Origin of the sequence: Flavobacterium salmonis (assembly GCF_903819435.1) — a bacterium.
GTDB lineage: Bacteria > Bacteroidota > Bacteroidia > Flavobacteriales > Flavobacteriaceae > Flavobacterium > Flavobacterium chungangense.
Window position 1 is genome coordinate 263,730 of record NZ_CAIJDP010000090.1, and the last position, 16,469, is coordinate 280,198.

Annotated in this window: 18 protein-coding genes and 1 pseudogene; 9 read left to right on the top strand and 10 right to left on the bottom strand. The window is 32.0% G+C overall.

Features of this window, described 5'->3' with window-relative positions; genetic code table 11:
- Positions 1–8: 8 nt before the first annotated feature.
- Entirely contained in the window at positions 9–449 is a 441-nt protein-coding gene (locus FLACHUCJ7_RS24810; RefSeq protein WP_180910918.1) for a PepSY-like domain-containing protein, read from the bottom strand.
- A 281-nt stretch (positions 450–730) separates the two neighbouring features.
- Here FLACHUCJ7_RS24810 and FLACHUCJ7_RS24815 point away from each other — a divergent pair, with 281 nt between their 5' ends.
- Positions 731–1,288 carry a carboxypeptidase-like regulatory domain-containing protein gene (locus tag FLACHUCJ7_RS24815; protein WP_180910919.1) on the top strand — a complete coding sequence of 186 codons (558 nt, stop codon included), beginning with the start codon at positions 731–733 and terminating at the stop codon, positions 1,286–1,288.
- A gap of 235 nt (positions 1,289–1,523) precedes the next feature.
- On the opposite strand, the gene FLACHUCJ7_RS24820 is transcribed toward FLACHUCJ7_RS24815, so the two are convergent.
- The gene (locus tag FLACHUCJ7_RS24820; RefSeq protein ID WP_180910920.1) at positions 1,524–1,940 is read right to left on the bottom strand and encodes a hypothetical protein; all 417 of its coding nucleotides are present in this window, start codon (positions 1,938–1,940) and stop codon (positions 1,524–1,526) included.
- A 339-nt stretch (positions 1,941–2,279) separates the two neighbouring features.
- Between FLACHUCJ7_RS24820 and FLACHUCJ7_RS24825 the strand changes: the two genes are divergently transcribed.
- Entirely contained in the window at positions 2,280–2,630 is a 351-nt protein-coding gene (locus tag FLACHUCJ7_RS24825) for a VOC family protein (protein ID WP_180910921.1), read from the top strand.
- A gap of 276 nt (positions 2,631–2,906) precedes the next feature.
- Here the strand turns inward: FLACHUCJ7_RS24825 and FLACHUCJ7_RS24830 are convergent, their stop codons facing one another.
- Positions 2,907–3,257 carry a winged helix-turn-helix transcriptional regulator gene (locus FLACHUCJ7_RS24830; protein WP_180910922.1) on the bottom strand — a complete coding sequence of 117 codons (351 nt, stop codon included), beginning with the start codon at positions 3,255–3,257 and terminating at the stop codon, positions 2,907–2,909.
- A gap of 120 nt (positions 3,258–3,377) precedes the next feature.
- On the opposite strand from FLACHUCJ7_RS24830, the gene FLACHUCJ7_RS24835 reads away from it, so the two are divergent.
- Complete coding sequence (locus FLACHUCJ7_RS24835; RefSeq protein WP_180910923.1) at positions 3,378–4,133, top strand: SDR family NAD(P)-dependent oxidoreductase; 756 nt, start codon at positions 3,378–3,380, stop codon at positions 4,131–4,133.
- 205 nt (positions 4,134–4,338) lie between these two features.
- Here the strand turns inward: FLACHUCJ7_RS24835 and FLACHUCJ7_RS25505 are convergent.
- The 7 genes and pseudogenes from FLACHUCJ7_RS25505 to FLACHUCJ7_RS24870 all read right to left on the bottom strand — a co-directional run.
- Positions 4,339–4,542: pseudogene (locus tag FLACHUCJ7_RS25505) on the bottom strand (type I restriction-modification system subunit M N-terminal domain-containing protein); the annotation flags it as partial.
- A gap of 8 nt (positions 4,543–4,550) precedes the next feature.
- Complete coding sequence (locus FLACHUCJ7_RS24845) at positions 4,551–4,814, bottom strand: hypothetical protein (protein ID WP_180910924.1); 264 nt, start codon at positions 4,812–4,814, stop codon at positions 4,551–4,553.
- Between the two features lie 13 nt (positions 4,815–4,827).
- On the bottom strand, positions 4,828–6,960 hold the full coding sequence (locus tag FLACHUCJ7_RS24850) for a CHAT domain-containing protein (protein ID WP_180910925.1): 2,133 nt from the start codon (positions 6,958–6,960) through the stop codon (positions 4,828–4,830).
- A 246-nt stretch (positions 6,961–7,206) separates the two neighbouring features.
- Positions 7,207–9,735, bottom strand: a complete 2,529-nt coding sequence (locus tag FLACHUCJ7_RS24855) for an HD domain-containing protein (RefSeq protein WP_180910926.1) — start codon at positions 9,733–9,735, stop codon at positions 7,207–7,209.
- A 59-nt stretch (positions 9,736–9,794) separates the two neighbouring features.
- Positions 9,795–9,998 (bottom strand): hypothetical protein, encoded by a 204-nt coding sequence (locus FLACHUCJ7_RS24860; protein ID WP_180910936.1) that lies wholly within the window; start codon positions 9,996–9,998, stop codon positions 9,795–9,797.
- A 123-nt stretch (positions 9,999–10,121) separates the two neighbouring features.
- Positions 10,122–11,291 carry a hypothetical protein gene (locus FLACHUCJ7_RS24865; RefSeq protein WP_180910927.1) on the bottom strand — a complete coding sequence of 390 codons (1,170 nt, stop codon included), beginning with the start codon at positions 11,289–11,291 and terminating at the stop codon, positions 10,122–10,124.
- A gap of 1 nt (position 11,292) precedes the next feature.
- Entirely contained in the window at positions 11,293–11,697 is a 405-nt protein-coding gene (locus tag FLACHUCJ7_RS24870) for a helix-turn-helix domain-containing protein (protein WP_180910928.1), read from the bottom strand.
- Positions 11,698–11,872: 175 nt separating this feature from the next.
- Here FLACHUCJ7_RS24870 and FLACHUCJ7_RS24875 point away from each other — a divergent pair, with 175 nt between their 5' ends.
- The 6 genes from FLACHUCJ7_RS24875 to FLACHUCJ7_RS24900 form a co-directional block, all read left to right on the top strand.
- A complete protein-coding gene (locus FLACHUCJ7_RS24875; RefSeq protein ID WP_180910929.1) occupies positions 11,873–12,505 on the top strand; it encodes a hypothetical protein in 633 nt (210 codons plus the stop codon).
- Positions 12,502–13,020, top strand: a complete 519-nt coding sequence (locus tag FLACHUCJ7_RS24880) for a hypothetical protein (protein WP_180910930.1) — start codon at positions 12,502–12,504, stop codon at positions 13,018–13,020. Before FLACHUCJ7_RS24875 ends, FLACHUCJ7_RS24880 begins: the two co-directional genes overlap by 4 nt.
- Positions 12,948–13,490, top strand: coding sequence for a hypothetical protein (locus FLACHUCJ7_RS24885; protein ID WP_180910931.1), 543 nt, complete (start codon positions 12,948–12,950; stop codon positions 13,488–13,490). The genes FLACHUCJ7_RS24880 and FLACHUCJ7_RS24885 overlap by 73 nt, the downstream gene beginning before the upstream one ends.
- 29 nt (positions 13,491–13,519) lie before the next feature.
- A complete protein-coding gene (locus FLACHUCJ7_RS24890) occupies positions 13,520–14,125 on the top strand; it encodes a hypothetical protein (protein ID WP_180910932.1) in 606 nt (201 codons plus the stop codon).
- Between the two features lie 107 nt (positions 14,126–14,232).
- On the top strand, positions 14,233–14,532 hold the full coding sequence (locus tag FLACHUCJ7_RS25675) for a transposase (RefSeq protein ID WP_379781307.1): 300 nt from the start codon (positions 14,233–14,235) through the stop codon (positions 14,530–14,532).
- A gap of 626 nt (positions 14,533–15,158) precedes the next feature.
- Positions 15,159–16,469 (top strand): SprB repeat-containing protein (locus tag FLACHUCJ7_RS24900; protein WP_180910933.1); only part of this gene is annotated, 1,311 nt, incomplete at its 3' end.

Genomic DNA, 16,469 nt, shown 5'->3' on the forward strand with positions numbered 1-16,469 from the left:
TTCAGGAATTATTTTTTAACCTTATCACCTTTTATAAATTTTCCTTCCTTCGTAAATTCGAGATCAATTTTATTTGTTAAATCTACATCCAGATCTTTATGACCATAATCAATATGGGTAATTTTTTCATTTGGATAATGTTTTGCCACATACTCTTTTATCACTTTTGGAATAAATGCGGTTGGAATCGGTTTGTCGTCTCCATCCACTTCTCGATAAGTACCATCTTTCCAGAACTCTACCTCAGTCCCATCTTTAAGTTTGACTTCATAACCTTTTTCACCGTGTTCTGCATCTTTTTTAACTGATTCAACTGATGTATTGCTAAAATATTTCTTTAAGAATTCCTGTGCCGGTTTGGGCAATTCAGTAACCTTTATTTTCTTTTGAGCGTTTGTCGATATTACAAAACTCAGTAATAATACGACTGTAATTATTTTCGTTTTCATAATTATTATATTAAAGTTTCATAATCACTAATTTACAATAAGAAAAAACACATTCAAACCAATTTAAGAAACCTTTAGTTTTTTAAGAGTTTACTTTTGTTATTAAAAACCTGTTTACGAATCATGATTACAAAACCTACCATTTACCTTTTTAATTTATATTCGAATTGTTTTGTTTATAAGACCGTTTTGTATAACCCAAAACATAAAAACTTTTAACTTTACAATCTGTGGTAATGGTTTGTAAAATGTTTTTTTCAATAAATTACTTTAGTTTAAGAATGCCAAAAAGATCTTCAGTTTTAGAAGTTCAGGTTACAAAAAACTACTTAATAAAAATTGTAAGCGTAAATATGAGTGTAAAATACAATAGTAATCATTTAAATATCCTGCTTTTGGCATTCCTGTTTATGACCGTAAATTTTTATTCTCAGGAAACTACTTATAAAGAAATTGAAAACTATGCTTTTGAATATAGGGAAATTAGAGGAGAGGTAACAGATGAAGTAAAATTTCCGATTCCGGATGTGGTAGTTTTCGTGAAGGGAAATCAGGATTATGTAATGACGGATAAAGAGGGGAAATTTTCAATAAAAATTCCGCTTGAAAAATTTAAAGAAAAAGTCTTTTTACGCTTTGAGGTTTTAACTTTAAAGCCCAAAGAAATTGAAATCCGTGCCAATACCAAATATCTTAAAGCGCAATTAAATAACAATCCGGAAAAATCACGCCAAAAATGGACTTGGGAATGCAATATTGAAAAACCTGATATAACCGATCTAATTTTCAAAACTTTAGACTTTATCATTGCTAACCAAAAAAAGAAAAAGAAAACATGATTCTTATACTCTTTTACATTTTTGAACCAAATAAAGCGTTTGTAACGCAACTCCAAGGATAATCCGCTCATATAAAAGTACCGGTCTCGCACTACCTTAAAATTAATTTATATTTGAAATGATTTGCTTCGCCTGTTCACTATCGGCTCTTGTGGCAAATCCGAAAACAAGGTTTAATTAGATCTTTTAAATAAAAAAAACCGCCAAATAGCGGTTTTTTACACATAATAATGTTTCATCTTGTTCTGTATATATACTTATAAAGTAGTTCATCATTGCTGTATTCCAAACATTCAATATAGCCTTTTTTTCTCTCGTAGGTCTGTTTTGAAATTAACCCAATGCTTAAATTCATATAAATACTGACAAATTTACCATTTTCAAATGTCACCTGACTTTGAGTATAATAGCCTTTACTGAATTCGTATGTCAATAATTTTGTGTTTTTTTCATAATACAAACGGCTATCATCTGTTGTATACAATGCACTATTTGTTATTTCCTCCCAGGTGCCTTCATTATTATAATATGTTTTTGTTTCAATTATTTTAAAACTAAACGAGTTATCTTCGGTATACTCCTCGTCACCATCACTACTGCAGCCAATTAAAGTACTTATCGCAATAAATGCACATAGTATTGCTTTTTTCATATTTCTGTTTTTTATTTTTTTAGCAAGTATACTAATAATAATCTTAATTGATAAAGTTGAAACGAATTGTTTTTAATGAATAATCCGCCTTTAGACGGGTTGTTTTGTTTCTTATTTGGCCAAATGTTTAATTTAGTCCCGAATCCATCTGGTGCTCCTCTGCGACGAGTACCCGCTTACATTTTTGGACTAAATAAAACGTTTACAATGCCGCTACACAAAGACAGAATTAGGATGCAGTGCCCACAAACAATCCGTTTACTAAAGTTTATCCATAGGCAAAAAGACTTAATTTAGTCCCAGACTATAAACAGCAAAATTCAAAAACAAAAGTATAATATGGAAATACGTTTATTGGTTTTAAGAACAGGCGACACAAAAAAACTATCCGATTTTTACACCCTGTTCGGGTTGACTTTTGACTATCATCAACACGGAAATTCACCATTTCATTATAGTGCAAGTATCGGAAAAACAGTTTTAGAAATTTATCCTTTAACAAAGACCCAGACCGAAGCAGACAAAAACCTAAGATTAGGCTTCGGTATTGACAACTTCGAGGCTAAAATTCAAAAATTAACAGCTTTAGACATGGTATTTGTATTACCTCCTACACAAACAGAGTTTGGATTCATGGCCGTAATTGAAGATTTTGAGGGAAGGAAAATTGAGTTGTATAAAAATAGCTAGTTGAAATATGTAATTCAAAACATTAACAACTGAATTCTCTGTTTTTTTTTATGAGTTGATAATCATCTGGTGCTCGTTTGCAACAAGTACCTACTTACTTGTAAAACTAAATAAAGCTTTTGCAACGCAGCTTTTGAGATAATGCCTATGTAAAAAATAGCTTTATAAGAATTCTATTTTAATAAACCGCATTACAAACGCTACAATTCATCTTTTAAATTAAGCAAGTACTCGTTGCAAACGAGCACTAGTGGGGCTACTGAATAATTCTGACGATTATTTTCCAATAATTTTTCTTCTATGAGTTTGTCCCCACTCTGATAGATTGTTTATAATGATTTGTAATGTTTTACCATGTTCTGTAAGTTCATATTGAACACTTATGGGTTGTGTATCCAAAACAGTACGGTTGACTATTTTATTTACTTCCAATTCTTTCAGTTCTTTGCTCAGCATTTTATTGGAAATACCAACAACATCATTTAAAATATCCGAAAATCTTCTCTTGTTATAATAACAAATAGAAGATATTATTGGTATTTTCCATTTACCACTTAGCACATCCATCGAATCTTGAATTGCTATTAAGTTTTTCTTATTCTCTTGTAAACACTGAACTTTTTCCATACTACTGGTTACTTTTAGGTTACTTGATTCCCTGAATGATACAATTACTTTTCGATACAAAGTTACAAAAGTATACTTTCACTTTCTAACTTTGCAACTCACAAATTAAAAAAGTAAAAAATGAGTAAATTAAAAAACAAAGTTGCTGTAGTTACGGGAGCATCAAAAGGAATAGGCGCATCAATAGCCAAATATCTTGCAGAAGAAGGTGCAAGTGTAGTCGTAAACTATGCATCAAGTAAAGAAGATGCAGAGCAAGTAGTTAAAGTGATTACTGACAATGGTGGTAATGCTATTGCAGTTCAAGGTGATGTATCCAAAAAATCAGATGTGATAAGGTTATTTACAGAAACAAAAAATGCTTTTGGGACATTAGATATTTTGGTGAACAATGCGGGTATCTATCAATTTGAGTCAATTGAGCATTTTACTGAAGATTCGTTTCACCAGCAATTTAATATTAACGTGTTAGGTTCATTGTTGACAATTCACGAATCTTTAAAACTATTTGGCAAAGCAGGCGGTAACATAATTAACATAAGTTCAGGTGCCAGTAATACGCCAATGCCAAACGGTGCTGCATATTCAGCTACAAAGGCTGCTTTAGATGCTATTACCATTTCATTATCCAAAGAATTTGCAGGAAAGAATATTCGTATCAACTCTGTTTTACCCGGAATTGTAGAAACAGAAGGTTATCATACCGTTGGAATGGCAGGAAGCGAAGCAGAAACTTTTATGATTTCCAAAACACCACTTGGAAGATCAGGTAAACCTGAAGACATTGCAAAAGTGGTAGCATTTCTTGCTTCTGATGATTCATACTGGATAAATGGGGAAAAAATTTCTGTAATGGGGGGACTTTACGGGATTTAAAAACAAAATTATTAAACGCTAAAAGAAACACTGCCTGTAACAAGGGCTTTGCAATAGTGGAACGACAGTGCTCAATTGAATATTTGTGCTTATATTTAGCATTGGTGTTTAATTGAGCATTTGTGTTATGAAACAAACTTACGTTCACGAGCGAGACGCTCACGCCAGCGGGGGATTCTAATTCTGTCCCACTTTTATTAGTTAAGGTTTCCCATGCATATTCTGCAGGAATAGGCATTTTTCGATTATGAGGTGGTTTTGTGTATTCATCTGCCATTTTTAAGAACAATAAATAAGTTAATTGTTCTAAATAATCGCCATAGCCTACACCATCATCTCTAAAGGTTTGGCAAAATGCCCATACTTTGGATACTATACTTGAGGTATTGACTGAATTTTCTTTGCTCATTTCTTTGTTTAATTATTTTGAATTACGTTGAATCCCTTTTCTCTTAGGTATTCTTGTGCATCATATGTATTAAAATTATTTGGATCTAGGTTAAGTTCTTCACCATTAACATATAGATTTTCCCATGAAATCAATAGTTTACAAGGATAAATAATCCCTTCATAATCAACAGCCCATTCTCTTGCACCTCGTCGTGGAGGAATTCCTTCTCTTTCTATTCTAAGTATTGCCTGAAAAATATGCTCTCGTTCAATGTTTATTGGTATAGCCATTTTTAAATCTTAATTATATTAAATAAGCTAGTGATCCCCAGCTGTAAAAGTTTTGGAAATCTACCCTACTATTTTCAATTCTTTCTATTACGTCTTCTTCACTACAATATTCATTAATTCTTTCTACAACAGATTCCTTCCCCGAATAGAAAAGATTAATTGTTTTATTTAGAGCCTCTGAATAATTTAAGTCATCAGACAAATAAGACGCTAATATAACCCCTGAAATTAATGCCGAGTAATTATCAATAGGCCATTGGTGACTAATTAATGACTGTTTAGAACAAACTAAAGCAGAACCAATACCCAATGATAATGGACTATTGATTAATGATGTTGTTGCACCATCACAAGCATCAACTACAATTAATCTTCTATCTGATGTGTTTAAACTATATGAATTCAATTCGTCTAAATTAAAGTGAATATTATTCCCTAAGTCTAGATATGATTTATGGGCTTCCATATGATTAAATTCTCCATGACAACAAATCCAAATTAAATCAAAACTATCATCATTATATTTTTCTAAAAATTCCTCTTTTGATGATAAATGGAATTTTAATATTACAGTTTCAATTCCTTTTTTATTAAATATATTAACAATTCCTACACTTTCTATTTGGCTTAATATAGTGTCGCCTTCCCACACCAAAACCTTGCGGATTTTTCTTTGTTCATTTGGCTTCTCAAAACTCTGAATTATAGGTAATAGAATATTTAATTCTTTTGATATTATTGATTGAATAGGTAATTGGACACCATAAAACAAATGCATTCCACTAATTTCATTTAACCTTGGAACTTGCAATAATTGTTTAAAGTTAAAATGCTTTTTTATTGCTTCTAAAAATTGATTTGCATTCTCTTTTATTGGTGCTCCTAACCTATATGGATTTTCATATTGAAAATCTGAATAATCATGCAGAGTATTTGTTGTCGAAAAAAACTGATTATTGAATGTAATTATTTGAGGAATATTTTCAAGTGTATTAGTATCAGTAATAATCTGTGATTTATCAATTGAATATAATACACCATTTGGACTATTTGGTATTATGAAGAGAATTTTTTTATTAAATATATTATCATAATCTATCCTAAAGTATCTACAAATTATTTCACTTGCAATTTCGGTTTTTCCGTTTTGTATAAGAAGGTGGAGTGAATTTAATAAATTATTATATAGTCTTGATAATTCATAATTAATTTTAAAATCATCATCGTGTGCATCAAGATATTCATAATATTTATCGAAGCATAAAAACAAAACCTCAAGATTTTCAACTAACTGATCGACATTATCTTCAAATTTATTAGCATAAATTTGAAGATGTTCATGAGGGTGTAAAATATCTAAATAAGAAGTAATTATAATATCACACCATTCTTTTTTTGAATATAGGTTATAACTATTTTTTCTACAAGAGAAATTTACAGCAATCATTTTCTTAGAGCTTTGTGAAATATTTAAATTATAAATTTTAAACAATATTTCACTTGCAATTTTATTTTGACTCTCTTTTTTGTGAACAAAACACCAAGTTGAAATATTTGCTAAAGCAGGAATTAATTCCTCTAAAAAAAGATGCTGGCTAAATAAGTTTATTATTCTTACAAAATAAACCTTCAAATAAATATCACATAACTCAATATGACCACCACTACATCTGGAATAATAAAAAAGACATTCACTCCAGGTTAGAAAAAATATATCTACATTTTTTTTAATAAATATATTATCTGAAGCAAAAAATGTTACAATTCTTAGTGGTTCATATTGTCTTTGCAAAGTTTCAGATAAATCTCTACTAAGAGAATTACATATCCAGCCATAACAGTAATTTAAGATTTTATTGCTAGTTACAATTCTTAGTATTGAAACAGAGATTATATATTGAAGAAAGTCAATTAAATCTGCATTCAGTATGTTTTTTGTTTTTAAAACAAATAAATCGTTAATAAATGCTTCGGCTAATAATTGTGATTTTTCTAAATTAAAATCTATAACCTTAATTTCTATTTCAAACCATTCAAAGAATTCTTCAATATCCTCGGGATTATCAAAGTCTGATTTTTTCTCCCATATGTATACTTCTTTATCATAAGATAAATTATGAAAATTTATAAAAATCTCTTTATTCATATTTCTTTTTTTTAATCAAATCCCTCTGCTGTCGCGAGCGTCTCGCTCGTGCACTCAATGCATAAAATCAATTTACATTATTTTTGACGATAATTACCGTAAACGTATTTCTGAATTCAAAACGTACGTTCACGAGCGAGACGCTCGCGCCAGCGGAGGAGTTTAATTTTTTCCCCTTCTTAAATATTTGTGTTCCTTTATGTAAATTCTAACTATTATATATCACATATTGAATTAATAATTTTTTCAATCTTCTTTTTCAAATCCAGTAATCTTTTCGTAATAGTTAGTTATAAAACTTTTTAGAGCATTTTTTTTATCCTCGGTCAGTTGAAAGTTTTCCAATATACCCGTGTGAATTGCTTTACCCACTATATAATTAATTTCATCAATTGTTACCTGATCAAAATTATTTCTTGAGATATCGGGTATAAAAAGTCGTGAATTAATATTTAGCACTAAACTTTCAATCTCAAATAATGAAGCTGAATATGGGAGGTTAAATCTAAAGTCTTTAATTAAAACGCTTCTAACAAATAGCTCTTTTCTTTTTTTATCTTGATTCCTAGAATAATAAATATATTTGTCACCCTTATTGAATGTTAGATATAATTCCCTCTTTTTGCCTTCATGTATATTAATTGTTTCAGTAAATATCGATGTTTTGCATCTTTCAGAATGTCCTAACTTATATAATTCTTTCAACTTTAGATTTTCAAGGATACCACTTTCTTCATCATCAAATGTGCATGCATATATTAGTTTTTGAAGATCCTTTTTAACAATTATTGAGATCCATTTTAACTCTCGTTCCAATTTTTGAATAACATCATCAACATTTGAATCAGTAAATGCGATTCCTGTGAGAAAACGTTCTTCAACTTCTTCTTCGACTAATGGAATTGTTATGTATTTAATTTGATTGTTATCTATGTAATCCTCTAAATTGATGTCGTTTTGTAAATTAATTTTCTGAATTCCATTTATATCGTCATAAGTATAAATTTCACCTTTAAAATCTAAATCATCAATGTTAGTTATATAGTCTTTATTCTTTTTAAGAATTATATAACCATCAATATCTTTCAAATATTTGCGGAAATCAATTTTAATCCAATTATTAGGATTTTCGATGTTTATTAAATTTACGATTTCATGAGTGATCTCTTCGCTTTTGTTAATTAATTCTATTTTAATTTCATCAGTCAAAAAATATTGATTTAAAAACTCCTTTATTGTATCTGCATCATTACCAAAGATATTCATGAAATTCATGTAGTTTAATATTACTTCTGTGCCTTCAAATGTAAAATCATCAATTTGAGTTAACGATGTATATTCATTGTTCTTCTCCAGTTCAATAGTGAATTTACTTTTATCTTTAAAATTCCTTGTTATAACTTTCACATTGTCTGATAACATAAAACAGGATAAAAAACCAATTCCAAAATTTCCGATAGGTTTATAATTTAAATCTCTTAATTTAAAATCGGTTGAATTGTAATATGAAACACCTATATTTAAAAAATGTTTTTTTATTATTTCCATTGACATGCCGATCCCATTATCTTTAATTATGACAATGTTATTTTTAGCATCAAGAATAATTTTTATTTTAGGTTCGTAGATGTCATCACCAAACTGAAATTTTTCTTTTTCAATTTCCTGCCTCACTCTACACGCATCAAGGGAATTTTGAATTATTTCACGAAGACCGAGTGATTTATTACCATAAATTTTATCTCCCATCAATAGTCTACTAATTGCATGATAATCAAGAGACATTTTATATTCAGAAAATGTAAAACCTATTGGTCTGATATAAATTTTGGGAGAAGAATCAAATAAGATATTATACTGATTAGGCATTTTGTTAGTAAGATCCATTGAGCCATTAAGTTCTTTTTCAACCCAATCGATATATGATAGAATTTTTCGATGGATATTTGCATTTGGAGATTCACCGTGAAAAACAATTTGTTTTTGTTTCTTGACCGTATCAAACTCAATTTTTTTCTTGTTTGTAATAACAAAATGTTGTTTCCATTCATCTTCACTAATTCCTTTTGGATCAACAGTTTTGTATAAATTGTATGGGGTTCTGCTAGAATCAATATCTAGGATATCTCCCAATCTTAATATGCAGGCAATAAATTGTGAATTGTAGTGAAAATGTCCCTTTTTGTCATTTTGAGTTAATCTTGAAGATATCCAATCAAAATCTTTTGTATGGCTTTCACAAATTAGTGCAAGATCTTCAGTGAAATAAGCAGTAATCTGACCAGGTATTTGAAAATATTCATTAAGATTTTCTCTAATATACTTAGCAGAAAGAAATGAATGGTATCTCCTAATGTATTCAGTTAGTGCGATTTCTTCGTTATTATTCATCACTTTTTTCATTGATGAAAATTTAATGTCAATTTCAGAAAAACTATCTTTTTTAATTAAATCAATATCCTTAGTGCTAACAGCCATTCCAATATCATGTAGCAATGCTGAATAAACTAACAATGTAATTTCTAATTCACTCAAAGAATTAATATCTTGAATTAAATCTGCCATATAATCCATTATTCGAATCGAATGGTCAATATTGTGAAGGGTGTAACTTCCAAAAATTTTTGGAATTTGGTTATCAAGGAGTGGTTGTATCTTATTAAAAACAGTTTTAATATTAGGGAGAAATTCACTGTTTTCCAAACGTTTAATTAAAATTAAATCATCAATTTTTAAATTAGTGTCTATAGTTAGATTGAGGTTTTTATCTGACATTTTTTTATTTATATGAATGTGGTCTTTAATTATTTTAAAATTCTTTTAAAATATACTTTTTATTTGAAACGATACTTAAGTTCTCTCTTTTTAAAAGCATCTTTTCCTCCTTCGACGATATCAGCAATATGTTCCCTTATTACCATTGACAAGAGAAGATTTGTCTCAGTGTCAATCTTTTCAAAACTATTTTCAATTGCGCCATTAATATAATCAAACTTAAATTCCCTCTGCTGGCGCGAGCGTCTCGCTCGTGCACTCAATGCATAAAATCAATTTACATTATTTTTGACCATAATTACCGAAAACATATTTCTGAATTTAAATCGTAAGTTCACGAGCGAGACGCTCCCGCCAGTGGGGATCGGGTATAAAACCTATAATTCTTAAAAAGATAAGACTATAACTTCATTATCATCTTGATACATTAAAATACCGTTTCCTACATAAAATGCAGAATTGACATCTCTTTTAAGTCTTTGTTTTAATTTTTCGAATTCTAAATCGTAGACTATTATATCAGAATTTCTTATCACACAAACCAATCTATCCGTAAGATAACGAGTATGTAATGTGCCAAATTCCCAATAAGCATATTTAGTTTTAATTATTCGTATTGGTTTTTTATTATCTAGGACAGAATATTCCAAAATAGAAAAACTATCGTTATAAAATTTATCGTTCGTATATAGTAGTACTACAAAACGATCTCCTTTTGAATTAAAACTTAAATGATGAAATGCTCCATTAAAGTCAAGGTCATCCATATCATAAATCAAATCAATAGTTTTTGAATGATTGATTTTAAATATTTTTACGCCTTGAACACCATAATTTGCATGATGCGTTATAAAAGCAAATTGGTTTGTTATGTTCGTCTTTGTAACTGATTCAATGTACTCATAACCACACCATTCTTTTTCTGGATAAATCAGATCATCACTCAATAAAACTTCAAAAGAAACTTCATCCTTCTTCCAAAATATGTTTATGGGTTTGTAATTATAATATTCATCCAGAATCGGAATAAACTCATTTTCTCTATGATAAATCAGGTAGGTTTCATTATTAGTTACTGAAAAATATTTTTTATAAATTTTTATTCCATCAGCGTCAAAATGGTAATAATTGATGCTGTCAGCATTAATCAGAACTATTATCGTGTAATCTTCATCATCTTCTCTAAATGTTTCTATTACAACATCTTTGGTAAACTCAGGAGAATGATCAAGTTTTAAATCAATTTCATTCAAAAAATTAAGTTCACGGTCGTATAATTTTAAATATAAAGAGTAATCTCTTGATGTCAATTGATAGGTTTTCTTATTATATTCATCAAAATGAATTGCTATTACTTCATAATTATATTGATAATCTAGAATGAAATGCTCTTTATTTTCATAATTATTTATAGTATTTATTTCATTTTTACCTTTGGAAAAATCATATGACCTTAGAATGGTGCGGTTTTCGTTTGGATTTTTATTGTTTTTTACTGCATATAAAACAATTGATGTGATACCGAAAATAATAATAAGAAGAGAAAATGTTATCATTTTATTTCCCAATCAATTTCTCAAGCCTAACCATCATTTCATCTTTCTCCTTCAACATTCTTTCATACAATGCAATTTTTTCTTCATGAAGTTTTTTTAGCTCTTCGATAGGATTGAAGTTGAAAGTAGAGTTAGGATTTCCAACACAAGCATTATCTCCAAAAGTATTAGAAATAATATTTATCGCCTGCTCCTCATCAAAATTCTGAAAAGCCTCAACCGGAATTTTTAATACCGCTGAGATTTGTTTTAGCAGACTATCCTCAATTACATCTTTCTGCTCCAGCATAGAGATTTTCTTCTGATTCCAGTCTTCTCCCAGATCATAAGCCAATGCCTCCTGCTTGATGTTAAGCATTTCTCTGAAACGCTTTACGTTTCTTCCCTGATGTATTTTTTGTTCCATATCGAGTACAATTTCTGAAGGCTCAAAGATAAAGCCATCTGCATTAAAAAGTGTGAATTTCAAAGATAAAAAAATATCCGTAAAATATCCCTTTGTCAGATAGTATATCCAAATCAGGAATAGTTTATCCTTTTGAAAGAATAGAACTTCGTTCGTGAATCGTAAGCTACTCACTATGAAAAAGAATAAAAACGGTAAGACAGAAAAAAGACTCCTAATAACGCCTGCACAGGCAAAAACCGCATTGAGTATGTTTTTGCAGCATCCGGAAAAACTGAAACTCGAAAAAGGAATTACAGCACTGCTCGAAAAACTCAAAAACCCCGGTGTCAATAGAATATTCGACAACTATCCCGACCTCTTGCAGCAATACGACTTAGAAGAACTGCTTTCAGGCAATCTGGAAATCCCTGATACTAACAAACAGGACATCAGGACCGCAGGAATTCTTTCGTGTCTGCAGGTACTGGTATACTTTTGTGATGACCTAAAAGAAAACCCAAATCCGGCTCAGAAGCATTTTGACAGTCTCCGGTATATTTTAAAATCGATTACGGCATCAGAATTCATAAACGAATTGCTCCTTGTAGTAATAACAGTCACAGGAGTAGACTATTATAAAAAGTATCGGCAAAAAATACAGCACTTCGATTTTGATACCCAAAACGCCCTACTGCTGGAGAATGACCCTGAACTGCAGGAACACCTCCACCTGATGGTTTGGTTTGCCATGACCAGACTGTTTACAGAATCAGTATATGTCTATTTCAACCATCCGGACCAAAACCTTAAAACCGCAACAGTATGAAAACCGCAGCAAAACTTTCATTTCCAAAACTCCAAAACGAATATCTAGAAAACATCCTGCGCCAGTTGGTCAGTCAGCACAGCATCGTTCAGGTCTTTTTTACCGTAGAGCCTTCGCCTCTGTTTTCACAACTCATCATCCATACCGAAAAAAACACCTCTGTCCAGGAGCTTCGGCAGAGTAAATGGGTCGCCAAAGAAAAAAACCAGTATCAGATCAATGTGTCTTTGGTCTATTCTTCAAAACTGCATCATCAGTATGCTTTAGGCGCACCTTTCACTGCATTTTACTGCCGTCCGGCTGCTGTGATCTATCAAAATGAAAAATTAGAAGAAGCTGTTTTCAGTACAGCGAAATGGAAAAAATACAAGAAGAAATTGAATGCCTATCAAAACAATTTCTACCACGATCACGAACTTCAGAAATGGCAGATTAAAACCTCATGGCAGAAGGCGCCTCAAACAGTGTCTTTACCTCCTATGCCAGACTGCTGGAATACGACATCGAATGTTTAGAAGAACTCTATACCGGAAACACTTGCAACACCCTAAGTCTTGATGAAAGAATCCGAAACCTGACCAAATGCATTCCGGAAATTCAAAAATACTTTGTCCAAAACAGCCGGAACCACTATTTCCTGACAGCCCTTTTTGAAAAAGCAAAACAAGCAGCTTCAGGGGGTGATGTAATCTATAAAGACGAAATGTATCAGGCAGTTGAAAACAGCGAACAAAATCTGCTTCGCCTAGCCACAGAACGTTTTGCCGAATTAAAGAAACAAATCAAAAAAGAAGCCGCTAAAAAACACGAAGTTCCCTGTCAAATTGAGAACAAACCAAAAGACAGCATCCTTGACGCCACCATCGAAAACATCCTAAATTCGGTAGAAGTCGAGCAAATTTACGCCTTCCATCAAATCACTTACGGAGAAAAACAACCTATTACCTGCTGCTTATTGCCAATACCGTTGGCAACGAAAAAGTAAGAGCCCTAACACACTCCCTCAAAAGCAAAATGGGCAACCAATACGATTTTGTACTGTTAAGCCACAGCCGTTACTGGATCCAGAACAATTTGTATCAGTATCAGCATCTCTTTTCCGGTATCATTCAGGATCAGAACCTCATCTGGTCATCCGCCCCATACCACCCGGATTTGCATTGGGAAGTACCCTTCGAACCCTCGCACGCCGATTTGTATTTTCACTATAAAGCAGCCAAAAATGTGGCTCTCCAATTTTTTGCAATAGCCGGCAATCCCAAACAAAACTACCAGGGTTTAGACTACCTGTTTGCCTTGTTTTTCCTGTCGTTTTGCAGGACCTATATTTTCGTCAAAACATACTACCTGCCCCATTACCTGACCGCGCAGTCCTTATGGCAGCTGTGCAGCTATGCAGACCCCGACATAAGAAAATACCATTACCTGCTCGAACAATTCCCGACAGACATTTTTCTTTACACAGACAAACACATGAGCCTCCACCACAAACTGTCAAAACTCAGCAAAGAACAGGTCAGTCAAATGAACCTCATCGTCGAAAAACTAATCTTCGAATTACACCATCTGGTCATTGAAGGCAAATTAATATACTCTGACAAAGACGAAGAAGAGGAATAAACTCCGAGGCAAAGCAGAAACAATTTTCACCCCTGAGAGGAGTCGAAGGGTTATGGAAACAAAAGGCCTCGATAAGTAATTCTTTGCCCTCAAAAAAGTTTACGATTTTGTCTGGAAATAGCATAGAACTAATTACAAATCAGTTTCATTGGTCGCCTAATGCCATTGGGGAGTTATACAAAAGCCGTTGGAAAGTAGAAATCTTTTTCAGAGAGATAAAGCAGTTACTTCACATAAAATCGTTTATAGGAACATCCAAAAATGTGGTTATGATTCAAATCTGGACAACTTTAATTACCATTCTCATTCTAAAAGCACTAAAAGCTCAATCAAAATTTGACTGGTATTTATGTAGTAGCTTTTATACGTTTGAATCTTTTGTTAAAATTGACTTACAAAATGGCTAGATAAACCATTTGAAGAACACCTAGAGCCTCCCCCGGAAAACATACAGTTTTTTTTGAAAAATGACCATTTCAAAGGCTAAACACAATGAAATGACCGAATTTGATATGCCGTAATTTTATTTAGGACAGGATTGATTAAAACCAAAGAAAGAGGAAAAAGCAAATAATACAAATCGATTTTAACATTTATAAAGTATTTTATACATTTGCCAGCAAATTAAAAAAAATATTCCCTCGCTTATAAAAAATGACTTTATATTCATTTTATGTAGTGGCTTTTTTTATTAAATATCAAAGTTTAAAAACGAATTACAATTGAAGTTTGTTGATATTATCAGTGCTAAACTTACACTTTAATTAGTAGGCATCGATTGGGCAAATGGTCCTTAATGTTATGGAAACAGCTATTGACGTAACTGGAGGAACCAACTATTCGGTAATGGGAGCCAATCAGATTTCTAAAATAGTTTATTAATTAAAGCAATCCAAAAATACCAGTTGACACTAAGAGAGGAAGAAATTATTGTAATGGTATAGTAAGGTTTTCGACATAAAGAAATTTAATAAAGGAAGATATTAAAAAAGGGAAATAAATATTTAAAATTAATGTAAAACTACAAATTCTTATGAATTCTAAATTTTTCAAATTGTTCTTGATTGTGTTTTTAATCCAAATATTCATAACAAACAATTTAAAAGCGCAAGAGCTTCTATATGATAATGGCCCTTTTACGACAAATACCGGTGTTGGTTTTGGGGGTTCAGATGTTTCTGTAATGCAAAACGTTACATTAGGATATAGTACATTAGGGTACTCTGTTAACAACGCAGGTAATTTTCGTTTAACTGATCAATTTACTAATTCTGCGCCATGGTATTTAGACTATGTTGATGTTTTTGCTTACCAAACTGGAAGTTCGGTTTCATCCACGTTTACAAGTGGTGTTGTTAAAATTTGGAATAGTGACCCTAGCAGTGGAACAGCTATATCAGAATTCGGTGATTTTAACACTAATCGAATGATCTTGACTGATTTTACAAATTGTTATCGAGTTCAAGAAAACGCTAGTTTGCTTGATAATAATCGTCCGATAATGAGAATACGGATTTCGATTGGTGCCATAATTCAACCAGGAACACATTGGATTGAATGGGGGCTAACAGGCTCATTGGCTTCAGGGCCATTTGCTCCGCAAATTAGTATTTTGGGCACTGGTAATACAGGAGATGCAAAGCAGTTTAATAATACCGGTTATACAGGCACCTTAACTAATGGCGTATACCAAGTAGGAATACCTTTCAAAATTTTTGGAAGTCAATTTGTATCCTATTCACCTGGTCCTAATCCTATTTGTACTGGAAGTAATGTGACTGTTAATTTTTCAGACCCCGTAGTGCGAAATATAGCAAATTCCTACACATTGGAATTATCAGATGTAAACGGAAATTTTCCTGGGACATTTTTAACGACTACTGTCGTAAGTGCGAGTCAATTATCAGCTGTAATTCCAATATCTACTGTTGGAGGTGCTAACTACAAGATAAGAACTGTTGCCTCCAGCCCAAGTGAAAATAGTTCACCTTCAGATTTTCTAAATGTCTACTCGGCGCCAAACGCTGTCGTAGCATCTCAAACAGATGTTTCATGTAATGGTGGATCTAATGGTTCAGCTTCAGTGACTGCTTCGGGTGGTGCTGGTGGATATACCTACTCATGGTCGCCTTCGGGTGGAACAGCTGCTACAGCAACCGGATTAAGCGCAGGAATCTATACGGTAACGGTAACAGATGCTAACGGATGTACCGCTACTCGAGACTTTACTATTACACAACCAACGGCTCTAGTAGCTACTGCCGCTTCACAAACCAATATATCTTGTAATGGTGGCTCGAACGGAGCGGCTTCAATTAATACCCCTACAGGAGGTGCAGGTGGA

Bases quoted from the DNA above. Each gene is read 5' to 3' on its own strand.
- FLACHUCJ7_RS24855 (WP_180910926.1), bottom strand. From the start codon at position 9,735: ATGTCAGATAAAAACCTCAATCTAACTATAGACACTAATTTAAAAATT.
- FLACHUCJ7_RS24830 (WP_180910922.1), bottom strand. From the start codon at position 3,257: ATGGAAAAAGTTCAGTGTTTACAAGAGAATAAGAAAAACTTAATAGCA.
- FLACHUCJ7_RS24820 (WP_180910920.1), bottom strand. From the start codon at position 1,940: ATGAAAAAAGCAATACTATGTGCATTTATTGCGATAAGTACTTTAATT.
- FLACHUCJ7_RS24870 (WP_180910928.1), bottom strand. From the start codon at position 11,697: ATGGAACAAAAAATACATCAGGGAAGAAACGTAAAGCGTTTCAGAGAA.
- FLACHUCJ7_RS24825 (WP_180910921.1), top strand. From the start codon at position 2,280: ATGGAAATACGTTTATTGGTTTTAAGAACAGGCGACACAAAAAAACTA.
- FLACHUCJ7_RS24890 (WP_180910932.1), top strand. From the start codon at position 13,520: ATGGGCAACCAATACGATTTTGTACTGTTAAGCCACAGCCGTTACTGG.
- FLACHUCJ7_RS24885 (WP_180910931.1), top strand. From the start codon at position 12,948: ATGGCAGAAGGCGCCTCAAACAGTGTCTTTACCTCCTATGCCAGACTG.
- FLACHUCJ7_RS24810 (WP_180910918.1), bottom strand. From the start codon at position 449: ATGAAAACGAAAATAATTACAGTCGTATTATTACTGAGTTTTGTAATA.
- FLACHUCJ7_RS24865 (WP_180910927.1), bottom strand. From the start codon at position 11,291: ATGATAACATTTTCTCTTCTTATTATTATTTTCGGTATCACATCAATT.
- FLACHUCJ7_RS24875 (WP_180910929.1), top strand. From the start codon at position 11,873: ATGAAAAAGAATAAAAACGGTAAGACAGAAAAAAGACTCCTAATAACG.
- FLACHUCJ7_RS24880 (WP_180910930.1), top strand. From the start codon at position 12,502: ATGAAAACCGCAGCAAAACTTTCATTTCCAAAACTCCAAAACGAATAT.
- FLACHUCJ7_RS24835 (WP_180910923.1), top strand. From the start codon at position 3,378: ATGAGTAAATTAAAAAACAAAGTTGCTGTAGTTACGGGAGCATCAAAA.
- FLACHUCJ7_RS24845 (WP_180910924.1), bottom strand. From the start codon at position 4,814: ATGGCTATACCAATAAACATTGAACGAGAGCATATTTTTCAGGCAATA.
- FLACHUCJ7_RS24850 (WP_180910925.1), bottom strand. From the start codon at position 6,960: ATGAATAAAGAGATTTTTATAAATTTTCATAATTTATCTTATGATAAA.
- FLACHUCJ7_RS24815 (WP_180910919.1), top strand. From the start codon at position 731: ATGCCAAAAAGATCTTCAGTTTTAGAAGTTCAGGTTACAAAAAACTAC.